We start from the raw sequence: 17,425 nt of genomic DNA, 5'->3' as shown, positions 1-17,425 counted from the left end.
GAGCGCCCCCTACCGGCAAGGAGTTACCCCATGCCTCACGAGCAGCAACCCACCCTTGCGCCCGAGCCGGGGACGGTGTCCCGGCGCAAGCTGATCGTCACCGGCGCGAGCCTGGCCGCGGCGGGCGTGGCCGTCGGTGCCGCCGCGTCGATTCCCTTCGCCGCCGCGGAAAGCGCCCCGCAGGACGCGGTGGCCGCCGGGGACGGCCCGAAGCAGCCGGTGATGGTCCACCTCCGCCCGGGCGGCAGGTTCGACGTCTTCGTCGGTCAGGACCGGATCCAGCTCACCGACCACGCGTTCGCCGCCCGTCTGACCGACGCCGTCAAGGCGCTCTGAAAGGTACACCGCAATGTCCTCTCACCGCGAAGCCCCGGAGATCGCCAAGGACCCGGTCGCCGACTCCACGGACGTCTACGCGTTCGTCAGCCCCGACAGACCCGACACCGTCACCCTGATCGCCAACTACGTGCCCCTGCAGGCCCCCGCGGGCGGCCCCAACTTCTACGAGTTCGGCGACGACGTCCTCTACGAGATCCACGTCGACAACACCGGTGACGGGAACCCGGACGTCACCTACCAGTTCTGGTTCACCACCGAGGTCCGCAACCCCAACACCTTCCTCTACAACACGGGCCCGATCCGCACCCTCGACTCCCCGAACTGGAACCGCCGCCAGTTCTACTCGGTCACCCGCAAGGACGCCCGCGGCCGCACCCAGCAGCTCGCGAAGCGCGTCCCGTGCCCGCCGTGCAACATCGGCCCACTGTCCACACCGAACTACGGCAGGCTCGCCGACGCCGCCGTCCGCGACCTCGGCGGCGGACGCCGGGTGTTCGCCGGGCAGCGGGCCGAGGGCTTCTACGTCGACCTCGGCGCGGTCTTCGACCTGCTCGACCCGCGCCCGTTCGCCGACGCGCACGAGCACTTCGGGCTCAAGAAGTTCCCGCAGTCCGGCCCGGGTGTCAACGCCACCAAGAACTTCAACGTGCACACGATCGCGCTGCAGGTGCCGAGGGCCGACCTGACCAGGGACGGCTACCACGGCGAGGACGTCAACGACCCGCGCGCGGTCATCGGCGTGTGGACCGCCGCGAGCCGCCAGCGCGTGCGCATGCTGGACACCGAGCAGAACAACACCTGGGCGACCGGCCCGTACCGGCAGGTGTCGCGGCTGGCCAACCCGCTGTTCAACGAGGTCATCAACCCCATGGGGCAGAAGGACTTCTGGAACACCCAGACCCCGGCCGGCGACAGCCGCTTCGCGAAGTTCGTCGCCAAGCCCGAGGTCGCGCAGCTGCTGCCGGGCCTGTTCCCCGGCGTCTTCCCGAACCTGGACGTGCTGAACAAGTCCGGCAAGCCACGAGCCGACCTGCTCGCGATCCTGCTGACGGGCATCCCGGCCGGGCTCATCCCGGGTTTCCAGAACTTCACCGGCCAGACCCAGGCGGACGAGATGCGGCTCAACACGGCCGTTCCGCCGGCGGGCAAGCCCAGCGTCCACGGTCTCCTCGGCGGCGACCTCGCCGGCTTCCCCAACGGGCGCCGCGTGTTCGACGACGTCGTCGCGATCGAGCTGCGGGCCATCGCCGGCGCCACGTACGCGCTGGTGGACAAGAACTACACGCCCGACCCGGCCGCCACGCAGGTCGACGACGGGGTCACCCCCGACAGCCTGGACATCCCGTACCTGAACCGGTTCCCGTACCTCGGCGTGCCGAACAGCGGGTTCCTCACCCCGTCGGCCTGAACGGAGGTTCCACGATGGACAGCCTGGTCCTCGACATCGGCGGCGACATCGGCGCACTGGTGATCCACGCCGGCCCGGAGCTCGCCGAGCAGGAGATCGAGATCAGCCCGGCCGACGCCGACCCGGCCGCGCACCGCGAGCACAACGTGGTGCACGCCAGACGGGACCGCCACCGGACCGCGTACACGGCGGTGTTCCCGAGCGTGGCCTCCGGCGACTACACGGTGTGGCAACGCGACGGCTCCCCGCACGCCGTCGTCACGATCCGCGGTGGGGAGGTCACCGAGCACCACCTGTGACCACCTCGGTGAGAACGGGGTCCTTCCGCACGCAGGTGTTGTGGAAGGACCCCTTCACCGCGGCGGCGGCGATTACTCACCAGCCATTTCATGACATCGTCACTGTCGGCCGGCTGTCGGTCCGGAATACCGTGGTCTAGCCGATAGCGAGGTTCCGAAAATGGTCACGAACTTAGATGAGCTCGGATTACTGACCCACGAGGAGAAGCTCGCCCTCCTCACGACGCTGCTCGAGTCGACGGCACGCCAGGAACCGCACGACGCCGTGCCGGGTGCGGCGGCGCCGACCCCGCTGGCGGAGCTGCGTTTCGAGCTGCTCGGCCCGCTGGTCATCCGGCACGGGGACACCGACGTGGCGCCGAGCGCGCCCAAGCTGCGGCTGATCCTCGCGACACTTCTGTTCAACGCCAACAAACCCGTCGGCGCGTCGGTGCTCGCGAGAGAGCTGTGGAACGACGGGGCGCCACGTACCGCGCACTCGACGCTGCAGACCTACATGTTCAAGCTGCGCAGGCTGTTCCAGTCCGTGCTCGGGCTCTCGGTCGAGCACGTGACCCGTGAGGTGCTCCAGACCTGCTCCGGCGGCTACGTGTTGCGCGTGGACGCGTCCCAGCTGGACATCACCGAGTTCGACCACCTGGTCACGACCGGCTCGACCGCCATGCACGCCGGTGACTACGAGAAGGCCGCCACCGACCTGCGCCGCTCGCTCGCGCTGTGGCGCGGCCAGGTCGTCCACCACGGACAGTGGGGCACCCTGCTGCGTGCCCAGGTCGCGCGGCTGGAGGAGCGGCGTTTCTACGCCCACACCACGAGAGTCGACGCCGACCTGTGCCTCGGCCGGCACCGCGAGATGATCAGCGAGCTGGCGTCGCTGGTCGTGGAGCACCCGCTGCACGAGTCCGCGCACGCGATGCTAATGGTCGCACTGTACCGGGCCGGGCGCGCGTCCGCCGCGCTGGAGCTGTTCATGCGCTTCCGCCAGCGCATGCTGCACGAGCTGGGGATCGAGCCCTCGGACCGGATCCGGGCGCTGCACATGGCTTTGCTGGCCGCCGATCCGTTGCTCGTGGACCGTTCGCTCACCTCGGAGATGCTGCTCGACCGGCTGACCCACTCGCGGCTCGGCGGTTCGTCCACTGTTACCGGTGGGTGACCCTCCCGCGATTATGTTCGGGGTGCCGCGCATCAGGAGGAAATCATGAACTTAGACACCGGGAAACAGCACTTCGCGAACGACCCGGAACTGCTTTCGAGAGTGCTGGCGCCGTACGCGCGCCCGAAGACCCAGTACCTCAGGTCCGCGACGGTCGAGGTCGCGGGCGGCCTCGCCAGCGCGGAGGGCCGGTTCTCGATTCCCTTCCCGTGCTACATCGACGACACCGGCCACCTGAACTCGGTCGAGGTGAACATCTGCTTCAACCAGCTGATGTACTACCTGATCGCGAAGTGCGTGCAGCAGCAGGTGGTCGCCGAGTTCGACGACTGGACGATGGAGGACTACTGGGCCAAGCAGCTGCCCGACATCCTCATCGCGAGGTTCGAGAGCCACTTCAAGCGGCCCATCGACTCCGCGGACTTCTCCGGCGAGGTGTCCTTCGCCGAGTTCCGCCGCACCAACCGCAGCCGTCCCGTGCAGATCGTCGAGATGCCGTGGCGGTTCTGGGACGCCGCCGGAGGCCACGCCCAGGGCGAGGTGCGGATGGCGCTCGTCGACCCGCCGGGCATGACCGTCCGAGCGGACGCCGCGTGAGTGGGCAGCCGGTGTCCGGACCGAAGAGCAGGCCCGGGGGCCGGACCGCACCGAGGAGTTCGTTGTGACACCTCCGTTACGCACGCTGGTCGACGTGGTGCGCACGCATGCCCTGCGGCGCCCCGACACGACGGCGATCGTCTGCGAGGGCAGGCGGATCGACTACGCCGGTCTGCACCGGGTGACCAACCAGGTGGCGCACGGCATCCAGGCCGCGGGCGCTCGCCCGGGCGACCGGATCGCCTATCTCGGCAAGGAGTCCGAGCACTTCTACGAGCTGCTGTTCGGCGCGGCCAAGACCGGCACGGTGCTGGTCCCGATCAACTGGCGCCTGGCGGCCGACGAGGTCGAGCACATCCTGCGTGACTCCGGCACCACACTGCTGTTCGTGGACACCGACGCGGCGATGGTCGCGGCCAGGCTGGCCGGTGAGCTGCCGAAGCTGTCCAAGGTGGTCCAGCTGGACGAGCAGGGCAGGCCGGGTGCCGGGTTCCTGTCGTGGCTGTCGTCCCAACCGGACGTGAACATCCTCGCCCGCGTCACTCCGGACACGGCGCTGGTGCAGATGTACACGAGCGGCACCACGGGCCTGCCGAAGGGCGTGGTGCTCGCGCACCGGAGCTTCTTCGCGGTACGCAACGCGCTGGCCCGGTCCGGCCTGGACTGGATCGACTGGCATGACGGCGACCGCAGCCTGATCGGCATGGCCGGCTTCCACATCGGCGGCATCTGGTGGGCGACACAGGGTTTCGCGGCCGGGGTGACGAACGTCGTGATGCGTGAGTTCACCACGGCCGGCGCGGTCGAGCTGATCAGGACGCTGGGCGTGACGACCGCGTGCATGGTGCCCGCGATGCTGCGCCTGCTGCTGGCCGAGCCCGGCGTGTCCACAGCGGACTTCAGGACGCTGCGAAAGATCATCTATGGCGGCGCCCCGATCTCCGCGGCACTGCTGGCGAAGTGCGTGGCGGGCTTCGGCTGCGACTTCGCCCAGATCTACGGGCTGACCGAGACCGGCAACACGGCGATGTGCCTGCCGCCGGGCGACCACACACCGGACAGCGGGAAGATGCAGGCCGCGGGGCGGCCCTACCCCGGGTTCGAGGTGAAGGTGGCCGACAGCGAGGGCAACCCGCTGCCCGCCGGCGAGATCGGCGAGGTCTGGCTGAAGACTCCGGCGGCGATGCTGGAGTACTGGAACCTGCCGGACGCGACGGCGAGGACGCTGGTCGACGGCTGGGTGGTGACGGGCGACGCGGGCGTGCTGGACGAGGACGGCTACCTGTTCATCCGCGACCGCATCAAGGACATGATCATCGTCGCGGGGGAGAACGTGTACCCGGCGGAGGTCGAGCACGTGATCGGCCGCCACCCGAAGGTGGCGGAGTCCGCCGTGGTGGGCGTCCCGGACGAACGCTGGGGCGAGGTCGTGCACGCGTTCGTCGCCCCGGTGGAGGGGGAGACGCTGACGGAGCGCGAGCTGGCCCTGTTCCTGAAGGGCAAGCTCGCGACCTTCAAGCAGCCCCTGCGGTACGAGTTCATCGAGAAGGTGCCGAGAAACCCCAGCGGCAAGATTCTCCGGCGCGAGCTGCGCGAGCGTTTCTGGCAGGGCCACGAACGCCGTGTGAGCTGAGCGCGTCCCCCACGAGGCCCACCGGTTCCCGCGCCGGTGGGCCTCTCGCGTGCCCGCGCCACGACGCGGCGGCGCTCCGGAACCGCGCTCCCGGAGCCGCGCGCTCGGCGACCGCGGCGCATCCGATCCGGTTGGGCTCTCCGGACGAGCGTGCCCCGGAAGCCGCCGGCTTCCGGGGCACGCCCTCGGTCCGCTCGTCAGGCCACGTCGCCCAGTTCGTCGTCCAGGAGGTCGAACAGGTCGTCGGCCGTGATCGAGTCCAGGTCGTCCTCCGCGGCCGGTTCGGCGGTGGTCCTGTCGCGCCACTTCGTCAGCAGGCGCTGGAGGGTGGCCGCCACGTCCGTCTCGCCGGTGTCGGTGGGGGCCAGCTGGTCCAGCGTCGTCTCCAGCTTCGCGATGGCCTCGACCAGCGTGCGCAGGCGTAGCCGCGACTGGCTGCCGCCCAGCTCCGACAGCAGGTGGTCCACCAGGGCCTGCGGCGTCGGATAGTCGAACGTCAGTGTCGCGGGGAGCTTCAGTCCTGTCGCGGTGTTCAGGCGGTTGCGCAGCTCCACGGCCGTCAGCGAGTCGAAGCCGAGCTGCTTGAACGCCTGCTCCGCCGGGATCGTCTCCTGCCCGCCGTGTGCCAGCACCGTCGCCACGTTCGCCCGCACCAGGTCCAGCAGCAACGCTCGCTGCTCCTCCGCCGTGCGGCCCGCCAGCTGTTCGGCCAGCGCGACCGTGGGCTGCTTCGACGCCGTGCGGCGGGGCCTGGTGAACGACCGCAGCGGCGCGGCGACGTCCGTCGCCGTGCGCAGGGCCGCGTGGTCCAGCCTGATCGGCACCAGGTGGGCCTCGCCGGCACGGCACGCGGCGTCGAACAGGGCCAGGCCCTCCTCGACCGTGTGGGCGTGCACGCCGCCCCGGTTGATCCGGGCCAGGTCGGCCTCGCTCAGGTGGCTCGTCATCGCGCTGTCGTTCGCCCACAGGCCCCACGACAGGGACACGGCCCCGGGGCGGGACATCGCCAGCGCGTCCAGGTACGCATTCGCCGCCGCGTAGTTCGCCTGGCCCGCCGTGCCCAGGATGCTCGTGGCCGACGAGAAGAGGACGAACAGGTCGACCTCGCCGACCAGGTCGTCCAGGTTTCGCGCGGCGTCGACCTTGGGACGCAGGACCCGGTCCAGCTTCTCGGGCGTCAGGGACTCCAGCGTGCCGTCGTCGACCACGCCCGCCGCGTGGATCACGGCCGCCAGCGACGGGATGCCCGCCAGCAGCGACTCGAGCGCGGCGCGGTCGGCGGCGTCGCAGGCCACGACGTCCACGCGTGCGCCCAACGCGGCCAGCTCCTCCACCAGTTCGGCCGCGCCGGGGGCCGCCGGGCCGCGGCGGGACGTCAGCACCAGGTGCCGCGCGCCGTGTTCGACGATCAGGTGCCGGGCGAGCCCGGCGCTCAACGACCCCGTGCCGCCGGTGATCAGCACGGTCCCGGCCGGGTCGAACAACCTGCCGTCCGAAGTGGACGACGCCTTCGCCAGGCGCGGTACGGTGATCGTGCCGCTGCGGACGGCCAGCTGGGGCTCGTCCGGCAGTCTCGTCATCGCCTCCTCGGCGGCCGGTGTGCCGTCGAGGTCCACCAGCGTGAAGCGGTCCGGCTGCTCGGTCTGTGCCGAGCGCACCAGGCCCCACACGGCCGCCCCGGCCAGGTCCTCGCCGGTCGTGGCGCCCTGGGTGACCACGACCAGGTCGCCGGCCGCCGACTGCAGCGCGGCCAGCGTGTCGTGCAGCACCGCGTGGACGTCGCCGCCCGGCTCGATCCGCAGCACCTCGCCGTGCGACGCGGTGCCGGCGGGTGCCGGGACCCAGTCCAGGCGGTACAGGGAGTCCGGGCCCGTGCTCAACGCGTCGGCGCTCACCGGGCGGGCCACCAGCGTGTCCACCGACGCCACCGGGGCACCCGTGCCGTCCACGAGCGACAGCGCGTAGGCGTCCTGGCCCGTGCGGGTGATCCGCACCCGCGCCGACGTCGCACCCGTGCCGAACACGCGGACACCGCTCCAGCTGAACGGCAGCACCACCTGCCCGGCCGGCCGTTCCGGCACGAACAGCACATGCAGCGCCGCGTCCAGCAACGCCGGATGGATCCCGTACCGGTCCGCGGCCAGCTCCGCCGGCAGCGTCACCTCCGCGAACAGCTCGTCGCCCTGCTGCCACGCCGCGGTCACGCCCTGGAACGCCGGGCCGTAGTCGACGCCCAGCGCCGCGATCCGGTCGTACAGTTCCTCGACGGCCACCGGGGTCGCGGCCGCGGGCGGCCACTCGCCGACGTCCACCGCGGACGGTTCGGCGGCGGCGAGCAGGCCGGTCGCGTGGAGCGTCCACGGCTCGTCGGTGTCCTCGCGGCGGGAGTGGACGCGGACCGGGCGGCCCGACTCCGCCGGCTCGCCGACCTCGACCTGGACGTGCACCGCCTTGTCCGCCAGCACCAGTGGCGCGTGCAGGGTCAGCTCCTCGACGGCGTCCAGCCCGGTGTGCTCCGCGGCCCGCCGGGCCAGCTCGACGAACGCCGCGCCGGGCAACAGGATCGTGCCGTGCACCGCGTGGTCGGCCAGCCACGGGTCGTCCCGGACGGACAGCCGGCCGGTCAGCACGACCCGCTCCGAGTCGGCCAGGCCGAGCGCGGCGCCGAGCAGCGGGTGGCCGGTCGTGCCGAGCCCGAGGCCGGTCGCGCTGCCCGCCGACTCCGGGGTGATCAGCCAGTACCGCTGGTGCTGGAACGCGTAGGTCGGCAGGTCCACCCGGCGCGCACCCGGGAACAGTGCCGGCAGGTCGAGCCGGAGCCCGCGCGTGTGCAGCCGGCTGGCGGCCTCGGTCACCGTGGCCACCTCGTCGCGGTCGCGCCGCGTGGTCGGGACGAACGCGTCGCCGCCGAGCGCGGTCAGCGCGGCGTCCGGGCCGACCTCCAGGAAGGTCGCGACGCCGGTGGCCGCGAGCGTCGCGACGGCGTCGGCGAACCGGACCGCCTGCCGGACCTGGTCGACCCAGTACTCGGGGTCGGTCCAGTCGGCGGCCTGGCCGGTGACGGTCGAGACGGTCGGGATCGCCGGCTCCGCGTAGGTGATCGTGGCCGCCACGGCCCGGAACTCGTCGAGCATGGGCGCCATGAGCGGCGAGTGGAACGCGTGGGACACGGTGAGCCGCTTGGTCTTGCGGCCCTGCTCGGCGAAGATCGCGGCGACGGCCTGCGCGGCCTCCTCGGCCCCGGAGATCACCAGCGAGTCCGGCCCGTTGACGGCGCCGATGCCGACCGATCCGGAGAGGTGCGGGGTGACCTCGTCCTCGGTGGCCTGGATGGCGATCATCGTCCCGCCGGCCGGCAGTGCCTGCATGAGGCGGCCGCGAGCCGTGACGAGCCGGGCGGCGTCCGCCAGGGACCACACCCCGGCGACGTGCGCGGCCGCCAGTTCGCCGATGGAGTGGCCGGCCAGCACGTCCGGCCGGACACCCCAGGACTCCAGCAGCCGGAACAACGCCACCTCGAACGCGAACAACGCGGGCTGGGTGTTGCCGGTGTCGTTCAACCCGTCGCCGGAGGCGATGACGTCCCGCAGCCCGGGGTCCAGGTGTGCGCAGACCTCATCGAACGCGGCCGCGAACACCGGGAATGCCTCGTACAGCGCGGAACCCATGCCGGCCCGCTGCGCGCCCTGCCCGGTGAACAGCACGGCGAGCTTCCCGCCCACCGGAGTCCCCGTGACCACACCCGGCGCGGACAGGTCCGCGAGCCCGGCCAACAGCTCGGCCGCGGACGCGCCGGTCACCACGGCCCGGTGGTCGAAGGTGACCCGGGTGGTCGCGAGCGACAGTCCGACGTCCGCGGGCGAGGGCTGCTGTCGCTCCACGAAGGACTTGAGGCGCAGCGCCTGGTCCCGCAGCGCCTGCTCGCTCCTGGCCGACAACACCCACGGGATGATCGGCGGCGCCCCGCCCGCCGGGACGGCGGGCTGGTCCGGGGACTCCTCGATGATCACGTGCGCGTTCGTGCCGCTGACACCGAAGGACGACACGCCCGCCCGCCGCGGCCGCGCGTTCCGCTCCCACGGCACCGGCGACGTCAGCAGCTCCACCGAGCCGGCCGACCAGTCGACCTTCTGGCTCGGCTCGTCGATGTGCAGGGTTTTCGGCAGCACGCCGTGCCGCATGGCCAGCACCATCTTGATGACCCCGCCGACTCCGGCGGCGGCCTGCGTGTGCCCGATGTTGGACTTCAGCGAACCGAGCCACAGCGGCCGGTCGCGGTCCTGGCCGTAGGTGGCCAGCAACGCCTGCGCCTCGATCGGGTCGCCCAGCGTGGTGCCGGTGCCATGTGCCTCGACCACGTCCACATCGGACGGTGCCAGCCCGGAGCTACCCAGTGCCGACCGGATCACCCGTTGCTGCGACGGCCCGTTCGGCGCGGTCAGCCCGTTCGACGCGCCGTCCTGGTTGACCGCCGACCCGCGCAGCAGCGCCAGCACCGGGTGACCGTTGCGCCGCGCCTCCGACAGCCGCTCCACCACCAGCACGCCGACGCCCTCGGCCCACGCCGTCCCGTCCGCCGACGCGGCGAACGCCTTGCAGCGGCCGTCCTTCGCGAGGCCGCGCTGCCGCGAGAACTCCACGTACAGGCCCGGCGTGGCCATCACCGTCACGCCACCGGCCAGCGCGAGCGAGCACTCGCCCGACCGCAGCGCCTGTGCGGCGAGGTGCAGCGACACCAGCGACGACGAGCACGCCGTGTCGATCGTCACCGCGGGGCCCTCGAAGCCGAGCGTGTACGCGACCCGCCCGGACGCGACGCTGCCCGCGGTGCCGGTGCCCCAGAAGCCTTCCACGCCGTCGGGCACGGCACTCGACCGGGCCGCGTAGTCGTGGGTCATGAGCCCGGTGAACACCCCGGTCGGCGAGCCACGCAGCGCGGCGGGATCCAGGCCGGCCTGTTCCAGTGCCTCCCAGCAGGTCTCCAGGAACACGCGTTGCTGCGGGTCCATGGCGAGGGCCTCACGCGGGCTGATCCCGAAGAACTCGGCGTCGAACCCGGCGGCGTCCAGCAGGAACCCGCCCTGGCTGACGTAGCTCGTGCCGTGGTGGTCCGGGTCGGGGTCGAACAGGGTGTCGAGGTGCCAGCCGCGGTCGGCCGGGAACCCGGTCACCCCGTCGCGGCCGGCCGTCAGCATGTCCCACAGTTCGTCCGGTGTGGACACTCCGCCCGGGTAGCGGCAGGCCATGCCGACGATCGCGATCGGCTCGTCGTCAGTCCGGACGGGCTTGTCCGGCACAGTCACCGTGACCGGCTGTTCGTCGGCCTTCTCGCCCAGCTCGCCGAGCAGGTGGTCGGTCAGGGCTTCCGGCGTCGGGTAGTCGAACGTGAGCGTGGCCGGCAGCCGCAGGCCGGTCGCGGCGTTGAGCCTGTTGCGTAGCTCGACCGCGGTGAGTGAGTCGAAACCCAGCTGCCGGAACGCGTTCGTCGCCGTCACGGCGTCCGCGTCCGGCAACGCCAGCACGGCCGCGACCTGCGCGCGCACGGTCGCCAGGAGGTGCTGGCGGCGTTCGTCGCCGGACATGCCGGCCAGTTGCTGTGCCAGCGCGGACGCGGTCGGCCGGCCGGACGCCCGCCTGCGCGGCGTCCTCGCCAGTCCGTGCAGTGGCGGGGGAGCGCCGGCCGACGCCCGCAGCGCGGCCAGGTCCAGCTTCACCGGCACGAGGTGCGGCCTGCCCGTGCGGCACGCGGCGTCGAACAGCGCGAGACCTTCCGCGACGGTGTGGGGGAGGACGCCGCCCCGGTTGAGGCGCGCGAGGTCGGCCTCGGTGAGGTTGGCCGTCATGGCGCTGTCCTGGAGCCAGAGGCCCCACGACAGCGCGACCGCCGGCCTGCCCAGCGCGTGCCGGTGTGCGGCGAGGCCGTCGAGGAACGCGTTGGCGGCGGCGTAGTTCGCCTGGCCCGCGGTGCCGAGGACGCTCGCCACGGAGGAGAACAGCACGAACAGCTCGACGTCGCCGGCGAGCTCGTGCAGGTTGAGCGCGGCGTCGACCTTGGGGCGCAGCACGGCGTCCATGCGCTCGTCCGTGAGCGACCCGAGGACACCGTCGTCGAGCACCCCGGCCGCGTGGACCACGGCGGTCAGCGGGTGCTTCCTGGGGATCTTCGCGAGCACCGCGGCAAGGGCGGCCCGGTCGGCCGCGTCGCACGCGACCACCTGCACCTCCGCCCCCAGCGCCGTCAGCTCCTCGACCAGCTCGGTGGCACCGGGGGCGGCCGGGCCGCGACGGGAGGTGAGCAGCAGGCGCCGGGCGCCGTGCTCGGTGACCAGGTGGCGGGCGAGCGCGGTGCTCAGCGCGCCGGTGCCGCCGGTGACCAGGACCGTGCCCGTGGGGTCGAACAGTCGTCCGTCTGATGTGGACGGTGCGGCCTTCGTGATGCGAGGCACCGAAAGGGCGCCGGCACGGATGGCGAGCTGTGCCTCACCGGTCGCGAGGGCGGCGGGAAGCGCACGCTCGGACTCCTCGGTCCCGTCCGTCTCCACGAGCACGAACCGGTCCGGGTGCTCGGTCTGCGCCGACCGCACCAGCCCCCACACGGCCGCGCCCGCGAGGTCGCCGCTTCGGGTGACCACCGCCAGGCGGCCGGTCCCGTCGAGTGCGTCCCGCAACGCGGTGAGCGTCCGCCGCGCGGACTCCCGCACCCCGTCGGCATTCTCGGCCGGCTCGACCGTGAACACCTCGGCGGTGTCCTGCTCGGCTGGCGCCGGCACGCCGGCCCACTCGATGGCGTACAGCTCGGCGGTCGGGGTCGCGGCGCCGCCGAGCTGTTGCGTCGAGACCGGCCGGAGCGCGACGGACTCGGCGTCCAGCACCGGGTTGCCCTCGCCGTCCGACGCGCTGACCCGCACCGAGCTGGTGCCGTCGGGGGTCAGGCGCACCCGCAGCTCGGCCGCGCCGGGCCGGTGCAGCCGGACTCCTCGCCACGAGAACGGCAGCCACGCCTGGCCCCGCCGCTCGCCGTCGTCCAGGTGCAGGACGACCGAGTGCATGGCCGCGTCGAGCAGGGCCGGGTGCACGCCGAACCTGACGGCGCCGGGCCGTTCCTCCTCACGCAACGTCACGTGTGCGAACAGCTCGTCGCCGCGGCGCCACACGTCCTGCACGCCCTGGAACGCCGGGCCGTAGCTGAACCCGCGGGCCAGCAGCCAGTCGTAGAAGTCACCGATCCCGGCCGGTTCCGCGCCGGCCGGCGGCCACTGCGCCTCGGCTCGTGTGTCCGATGTGGACGGTGCGGCGGGAAGGTCCGTAAGGGTGCCGGCCGCGTGACAGGTCCACTCGCCGCCCTCGGCCGGGCGCGAGTAGATCTCGACCGTGCGCCTGCCGTTGTCGTCCGGGCCGGTCCAGACCTGGAGGTCGACCGAGTGGTCGGCGGTCAGCGTCAGTGGGGCCCGCAGCGTCAGCTCCTCGATCGCCGTGGCACCGGTGTGCTCGGCGGCCCGGCCGGCCAGCTCGACGAACGCCGTGCCGGGCAGGAGAACCGTGTCGAGCACGGCATGGTCGGCGAGCCACGGCTGCGACCGCGGCGACAGCCGGCCCGTCAGCACGTGCCGGTCCGACTCGGCGACGCCCAGGAGCGCGCCGAGCAGCGGGTGGCCGGTCGCGGTGAGCCCGACCGCGCCGAGGTCGGCGGTGCCTGCCGGGCGCAGCCAGTACGACCGGCGCTGGAACGCGTAGGTGGGCAGCTCGACCACCGCGGCGCCGGCGAAGAACGCCGAGGTGTCCACGGGGGAGCCGGCGGCGGCGAGCCGGCCGAACGCCTCGGCGACCGTCCTCGTCTCGTCCCGGTTCGCCCGCAGCAGCGGAATGGCGGTCGCGGCGTCCGGGTCGGCGAGGCACGCCTCGCTCGCGGCCGTGAGGACACCGTCCGGGCCGGCCTCGACGAACGTGCGGACGCCGGCGGACTCGAGAGTCCGGACGGCGTCGGCGAACCGGACGGCCGAGCGGACCTGGTCGACCCAGTACTCGGGGTCGCACAGCTCGGCGCCGGCCACCTGGCCGGTCACCGTCGAGACGACCGGGATCGCCGGCTCGGCGTAGGAGACTTCTTCCGCCACGGACCGGAACTCCGCGAGCATCGGGTCCATCAGCGGCGAGTGGAACGCGTGCGACACGGTGAGCTGCTTGGTCTTGCGGCCCTGCTCGGCGAACACGGCCGCGACGGCCTGTGCGGCCGTCTCGTCGCCGGAGATCACGATCGAGGTGGGTCCGTTGATGGCGGCGATGCCGACGGCGTCGGTGAGGTGCGGGCGCACCTCGTCCTCGGTGGCCTGGATGGCGACCATCGCACCACCGGCCGGCAGTGCCTGCATGAGCCGGCCGCGCGCGGTGACCAGCCGGGCCGCGTCGGCCAGCGAGAACACGCCCGCGATGTGCGCGGCGGCCAACTCGCCGATCGAGTGGCCGGCCACGAAGTCCGGCCGGACGTCCCAGGACGCCAGCAGCCGGAACAACGCCACCTCGACGGCGAACAGTGCCGGTTGGGTGTTGCCGGTGTCGTTCAGCCCGTCGCCGGAGGTGATCACGTCCCGGAGTCCGGGGTCGAGGTGTGCGCAGACCTCGTCGAACGCGGACGCGAACACCGGGAACGCCTCGTACAGCGCGGAACCCATGCCGATCCGCTGCGCACCCTGCCCGGTGAACAGCACCGCGAGCTTGCCGCCGGCGGCGGTGACCGTGGTCAGGTCGTCGAGTCCGGCCAGCAGCTCGTCCAGCGACGTGCCGGTGACCACCGCACGGTGGTCGAACAGCACACGCGTGTCGAGCAGCGACCGCCCGACCTCCGCGGGCCGCGACCCCGGCCGGCCGGCCGCGAAGGCCCGGAGCCGGGCGGCCTGGTCCCGCAGCGCCTGCTCGGTGCGGCCCGACAGCACCCACGGGACCGCCCCGGCGGCCTCCGGGGCATCCGCCGGGGCCTCCTCGGGGGCTTCCTCGATGATCACGTGCGCGTTCGTGCCGCTCATCCCGAACGACGACACGCCGAACCGGCGCGGCTTGTCACCGGCCGGCCACGCGGCGGGCTCGGTCAGCAGCGAGATCGCACCGGCGGACCAGTTCACCTTCGTCGACGGCTCGCCGACGTGCAGTGTGCGCGGCAGCAGCTCCGCGCGCAGCGCCATCACCATCTTGATGACCCCGCCGACGCCCGCCGCGGCCTGCGCGTGGCCGATGTTCGACTTGAGCGAACCCAGCCACAGCGGCCGGTCGCGGTCCCGCCCGTACGTCGCCAGCAACGCCTGCGCCTCGATCGGGTCGCCCAGCATCGTGCCGGTCCCGTGCGCCTCGACAACGTCCACATCGGACGGAACGAGTCCCGCGTTCGCCAGTGCCTGCCGGATGACCCGCTGCTGCGCCGGCCCGTTCGGCGCGGTCAGCCCGTTCGACGCGCCGTCGGAGTTGATCGCCGTGCCACGCAGCACGGCCAGCACCCGGTGCCCGTTGCGCCGCGCGTCCGACAGCCGCTCCACGACCAGCATGCCGGCGCCCTCGGCCCAGCCCGTGCCGTCCGCGGACGCCGAGAACGCCTTGCACCGGCCGTCCGGCGACAAACCGTTCTGCCGCGAGAACTCCGTGAACGTCTCCGGCCCGGACATCACCGTCACACCGCCGGCCAGCGCGAGCGAGCACTCGCCGTTCCGCAGAGCCTGCGCCGCGAGGTGCAACGCCACCAGCGACGACGAGCACGCCGTGTCGACCGTCAGCGACGGCCCCTCCAGGCCGAGGACATAGGAGATCCGCCCCGACGCCACGCTCGACGCGATGCCGGTCAGCAGGAAGCCGTCGACACCGTCGGACTCGGCATGACCACCCCGCCCGTAGTCCTGCACCGGCAGTCCGGCGAACACACCGGCGTCGCTGCCGCGCAACGAGGTCGGGTCGATGCCCGCCCGTTCGAGGGCCTCCCACGCCGTCTCCAGCAGCAGCCGCTGCTGCGGGTCCATGGCCAGCGCCTCACGCGGGCTGATCCCGAAGAACTCCGCGTCGAACTCCGCCGCGTCGTGCAGGAAACCGCCCGCCCGCGCGCTGATCGTGCCGGGCCCGTCGCCGTCGAACAGCGCGGCGAGGTCCCAGCCGCGGTCGGCCGGGAACTCCGAGATCGCGTCGACACCGTCGGCCACCAGCCGCCACAGGTCGTCCGGCGAGGTCACGCCGCCGGGGAAACGGCAGCCCATGCCGACGATCGCGACCGGCTCGTCCAGCCGCACCGCCGCGGTCGCCGTCGCCGCGGTCTCCTCGGCGACGCCCAGCTCCCGCAGCAGGTGCTCGACCAGCGTGTCCGGGGTGGGGTAGTCGAAGATCAGGGTCGCGGGCAGGTCCAGGCCGGTGACCTCGCACAGCTGGCCGCGCAGCCGAACGGCCGACAGCGAGTCGAAACCCAGCTGCCGGAACGGCTCCTCGGCGCCGACGGTCCTCGGGGCGTGGCCGCCGAGGACCGCGACGGTCTCGGCGAGCACCAGGTCCAGCATGACCCGCGCGCGGTCGGCCGTCGGCGTGTCGAGGAGGCGCGCACGCAGCGCGTCGGTGACCTCCGCGCTCGCGGTGGCCGCGGGGACCGGCTGGGCGGAGATCAGGCACGGTGCGCCGGCGGCGAGCAGCCGGTGCCGGATCACCTCGCCGTGCGCCGTGCGGGGGATCTCGGGCACCGCGTAGATCTCGACCGGGACCGCGGCCAGTGGCAGCCGTTCCCGGCAGGCGGACAGCAGCGCCGCCGGGTCGCAGCCGGGCGCCACCACGAACGCGATGGGCGTCGCGCCGAGGTCGTCGTCCCGGCGGGCCGCGACCGCGGCGTCGAACACGCCGTCGATCGTCCGCAGCACCGCCTCGACCTGCGCCGGGCGCACCTGCTCGCCGCCGACCGGGATCAGGTCGGCGACGCGGCCGGTGATCGTGAGGTAGCCGGACTCGTCGCGGCGGGCCAGGTCTCCGGTGCGGTACCAGCCGTTGCGCAGCACGGACGCGGTCGCGTCGGGCAGGTTGTGGTAGCCGCCGGCCATCACGTTCGGGCCGCTGACCCACAGCTCGCCCTCCTGACCGGTGCCGAGGTCGACGCCGGTCAGCGGGTCCACGATCCGCACGCTCAGCCCGGGCACCGGCAGCAGACGCGGGTCACCCGGCCAGGCCAGGGCGATCGGGCCGCAGGTCTCGGTGGTCGCGTACAGCGCGATCTCTCCGTCGACGACCCTGGCGTCGGCGACGACCGTCGCCGCCTCGTCGGCGGTCAGCCGGACGGACGCGCCGACCGCGATGGCCGCCACCAGCCAGCTCAGGCCCTCGTGCACCGGACGAGACCACTGTAGGCAGTCCTCTTCGGACAGTCCGAGGAGTGGGGCGTACGCGGCGGCGGCCGCCCACAGCACGTTGCGTTGCGTGGACAGGACACCCTTGCGGGGACCGGTCGTGCCCGCCGTGTAGGTGAGGAACGCCAGGTCGTCCAGGCCCAGCTCGTCGCCGGCCGGCTCCGCGGGCTCCGTGGTCGCGAGCTTCTCGAGCGACGCGGCCTCGATCACGTTGAGCGGCACCGGATCGAGGGCGGTGACCAGCGGCAGCCGGGCCGCGTCGGTGATCACCGTGTCGGCGCCGCTGTCCTCGACGAGCCGTGCCAGCTCCTCGGCGTCGAGCGCCGGGTCGAGGGGCACCGCGATCGCGCCCGCGCGCACGATCGCGAGGATGCTCTCCACGGCCGGCACGCCGTCGAGAAGGACCACCACCCGGTCCGACGGCCACACGCCGAGGTCGGTGAGGTGACCGGCGACGCGCGCGGTGCGTTCGTCCAGCTCGGCATGCGTCACGGCCAGCGCCGCGTCGGCGAACGCGACCCGGGTCCCGAACCGGTGCGCGCCGGCCCGGAGCAGTTCGGGTAATGGCCGTAACAGGTCGGTACGCGGCATGCTCGTAGCCTGCCTCCGGCACGTCCACCGCCGGGTAAGTGCTCGCTA

General features: G+C 72.9%; 7 protein-coding genes. 6 read left to right on the top strand and 1 reads right to left on the bottom strand.

Features of this window, described 5'->3' with window-relative positions; all coding sequences use genetic code 11:
* The first annotated feature begins 30 nt into the window (after positions 1 to 30).
* From VET29_RS31290 to VET29_RS31265, 6 genes are all read left to right on the top strand, one after another.
* Positions 31 to 336, top strand: a complete 306-nt coding sequence (locus VET29_RS31290; RefSeq protein WP_324927314.1) for a hypothetical protein — start codon at positions 31 to 33, stop codon at positions 334 to 336.
* A gap of 13 nt (positions 337 to 349) precedes the next feature.
* The gene (locus VET29_RS31285; RefSeq protein ID WP_324927311.1) at positions 350 to 1,747 is read left to right on the top strand and encodes a DUF4331 domain-containing protein; all 1,398 of its coding nucleotides are present in this window, start codon (positions 350 to 352) and stop codon (positions 1,745 to 1,747) included.
* A 14-nt stretch (positions 1,748 to 1,761) separates the two neighbouring features.
* On the top strand, positions 1,762 to 2,046 hold the full coding sequence (locus VET29_RS31280) for a hypothetical protein (protein WP_324927308.1): 285 nt from the start codon (positions 1,762 to 1,764) through the stop codon (positions 2,044 to 2,046).
* Positions 2,047 to 2,206: 160 nt separating this feature from the next.
* Positions 2,207 to 3,202, top strand: a complete 996-nt coding sequence (locus VET29_RS31275; RefSeq protein WP_324927302.1) for an AfsR/SARP family transcriptional regulator — start codon at positions 2,207 to 2,209, stop codon at positions 3,200 to 3,202.
* A gap of 45 nt (positions 3,203 to 3,247) precedes the next feature.
* A complete protein-coding gene (locus VET29_RS31270; protein WP_324927298.1) occupies positions 3,248 to 3,799 on the top strand; it encodes an FcoT family thioesterase in 552 nt (183 codons plus the stop codon).
* 64 nt (positions 3,800 to 3,863) lie between these two features.
* The gene (locus tag VET29_RS31265) at positions 3,864 to 5,432 is read left to right on the top strand and encodes a long-chain-fatty-acid--CoA ligase (protein ID WP_324927295.1); all 1,569 of its coding nucleotides are present in this window, start codon (positions 3,864 to 3,866) and stop codon (positions 5,430 to 5,432) included.
* A 197-nt stretch (positions 5,433 to 5,629) separates the two neighbouring features.
* On the opposite strand, the gene VET29_RS31260 is transcribed toward VET29_RS31265, so the two are convergent.
* Positions 5,630 to 17,377 carry an SDR family NAD(P)-dependent oxidoreductase gene (locus tag VET29_RS31260; RefSeq protein WP_324927290.1) on the bottom strand — a complete coding sequence of 3,916 codons (11,748 nt, stop codon included), beginning with the start codon at positions 17,375 to 17,377 and terminating at the stop codon, positions 5,630 to 5,632.
* Between the last annotated feature and the right edge of the window lie 48 nt (positions 17,378 to 17,425).

This window comes from Actinophytocola sp. (assembly GCF_035634895.1).
Classification (GTDB): domain Bacteria; phylum Actinomycetota; class Actinomycetes; order Mycobacteriales; family Pseudonocardiaceae; genus Actinophytocola.
This window is presented reverse-complemented; position numbering and strand designations above follow the sequence as displayed.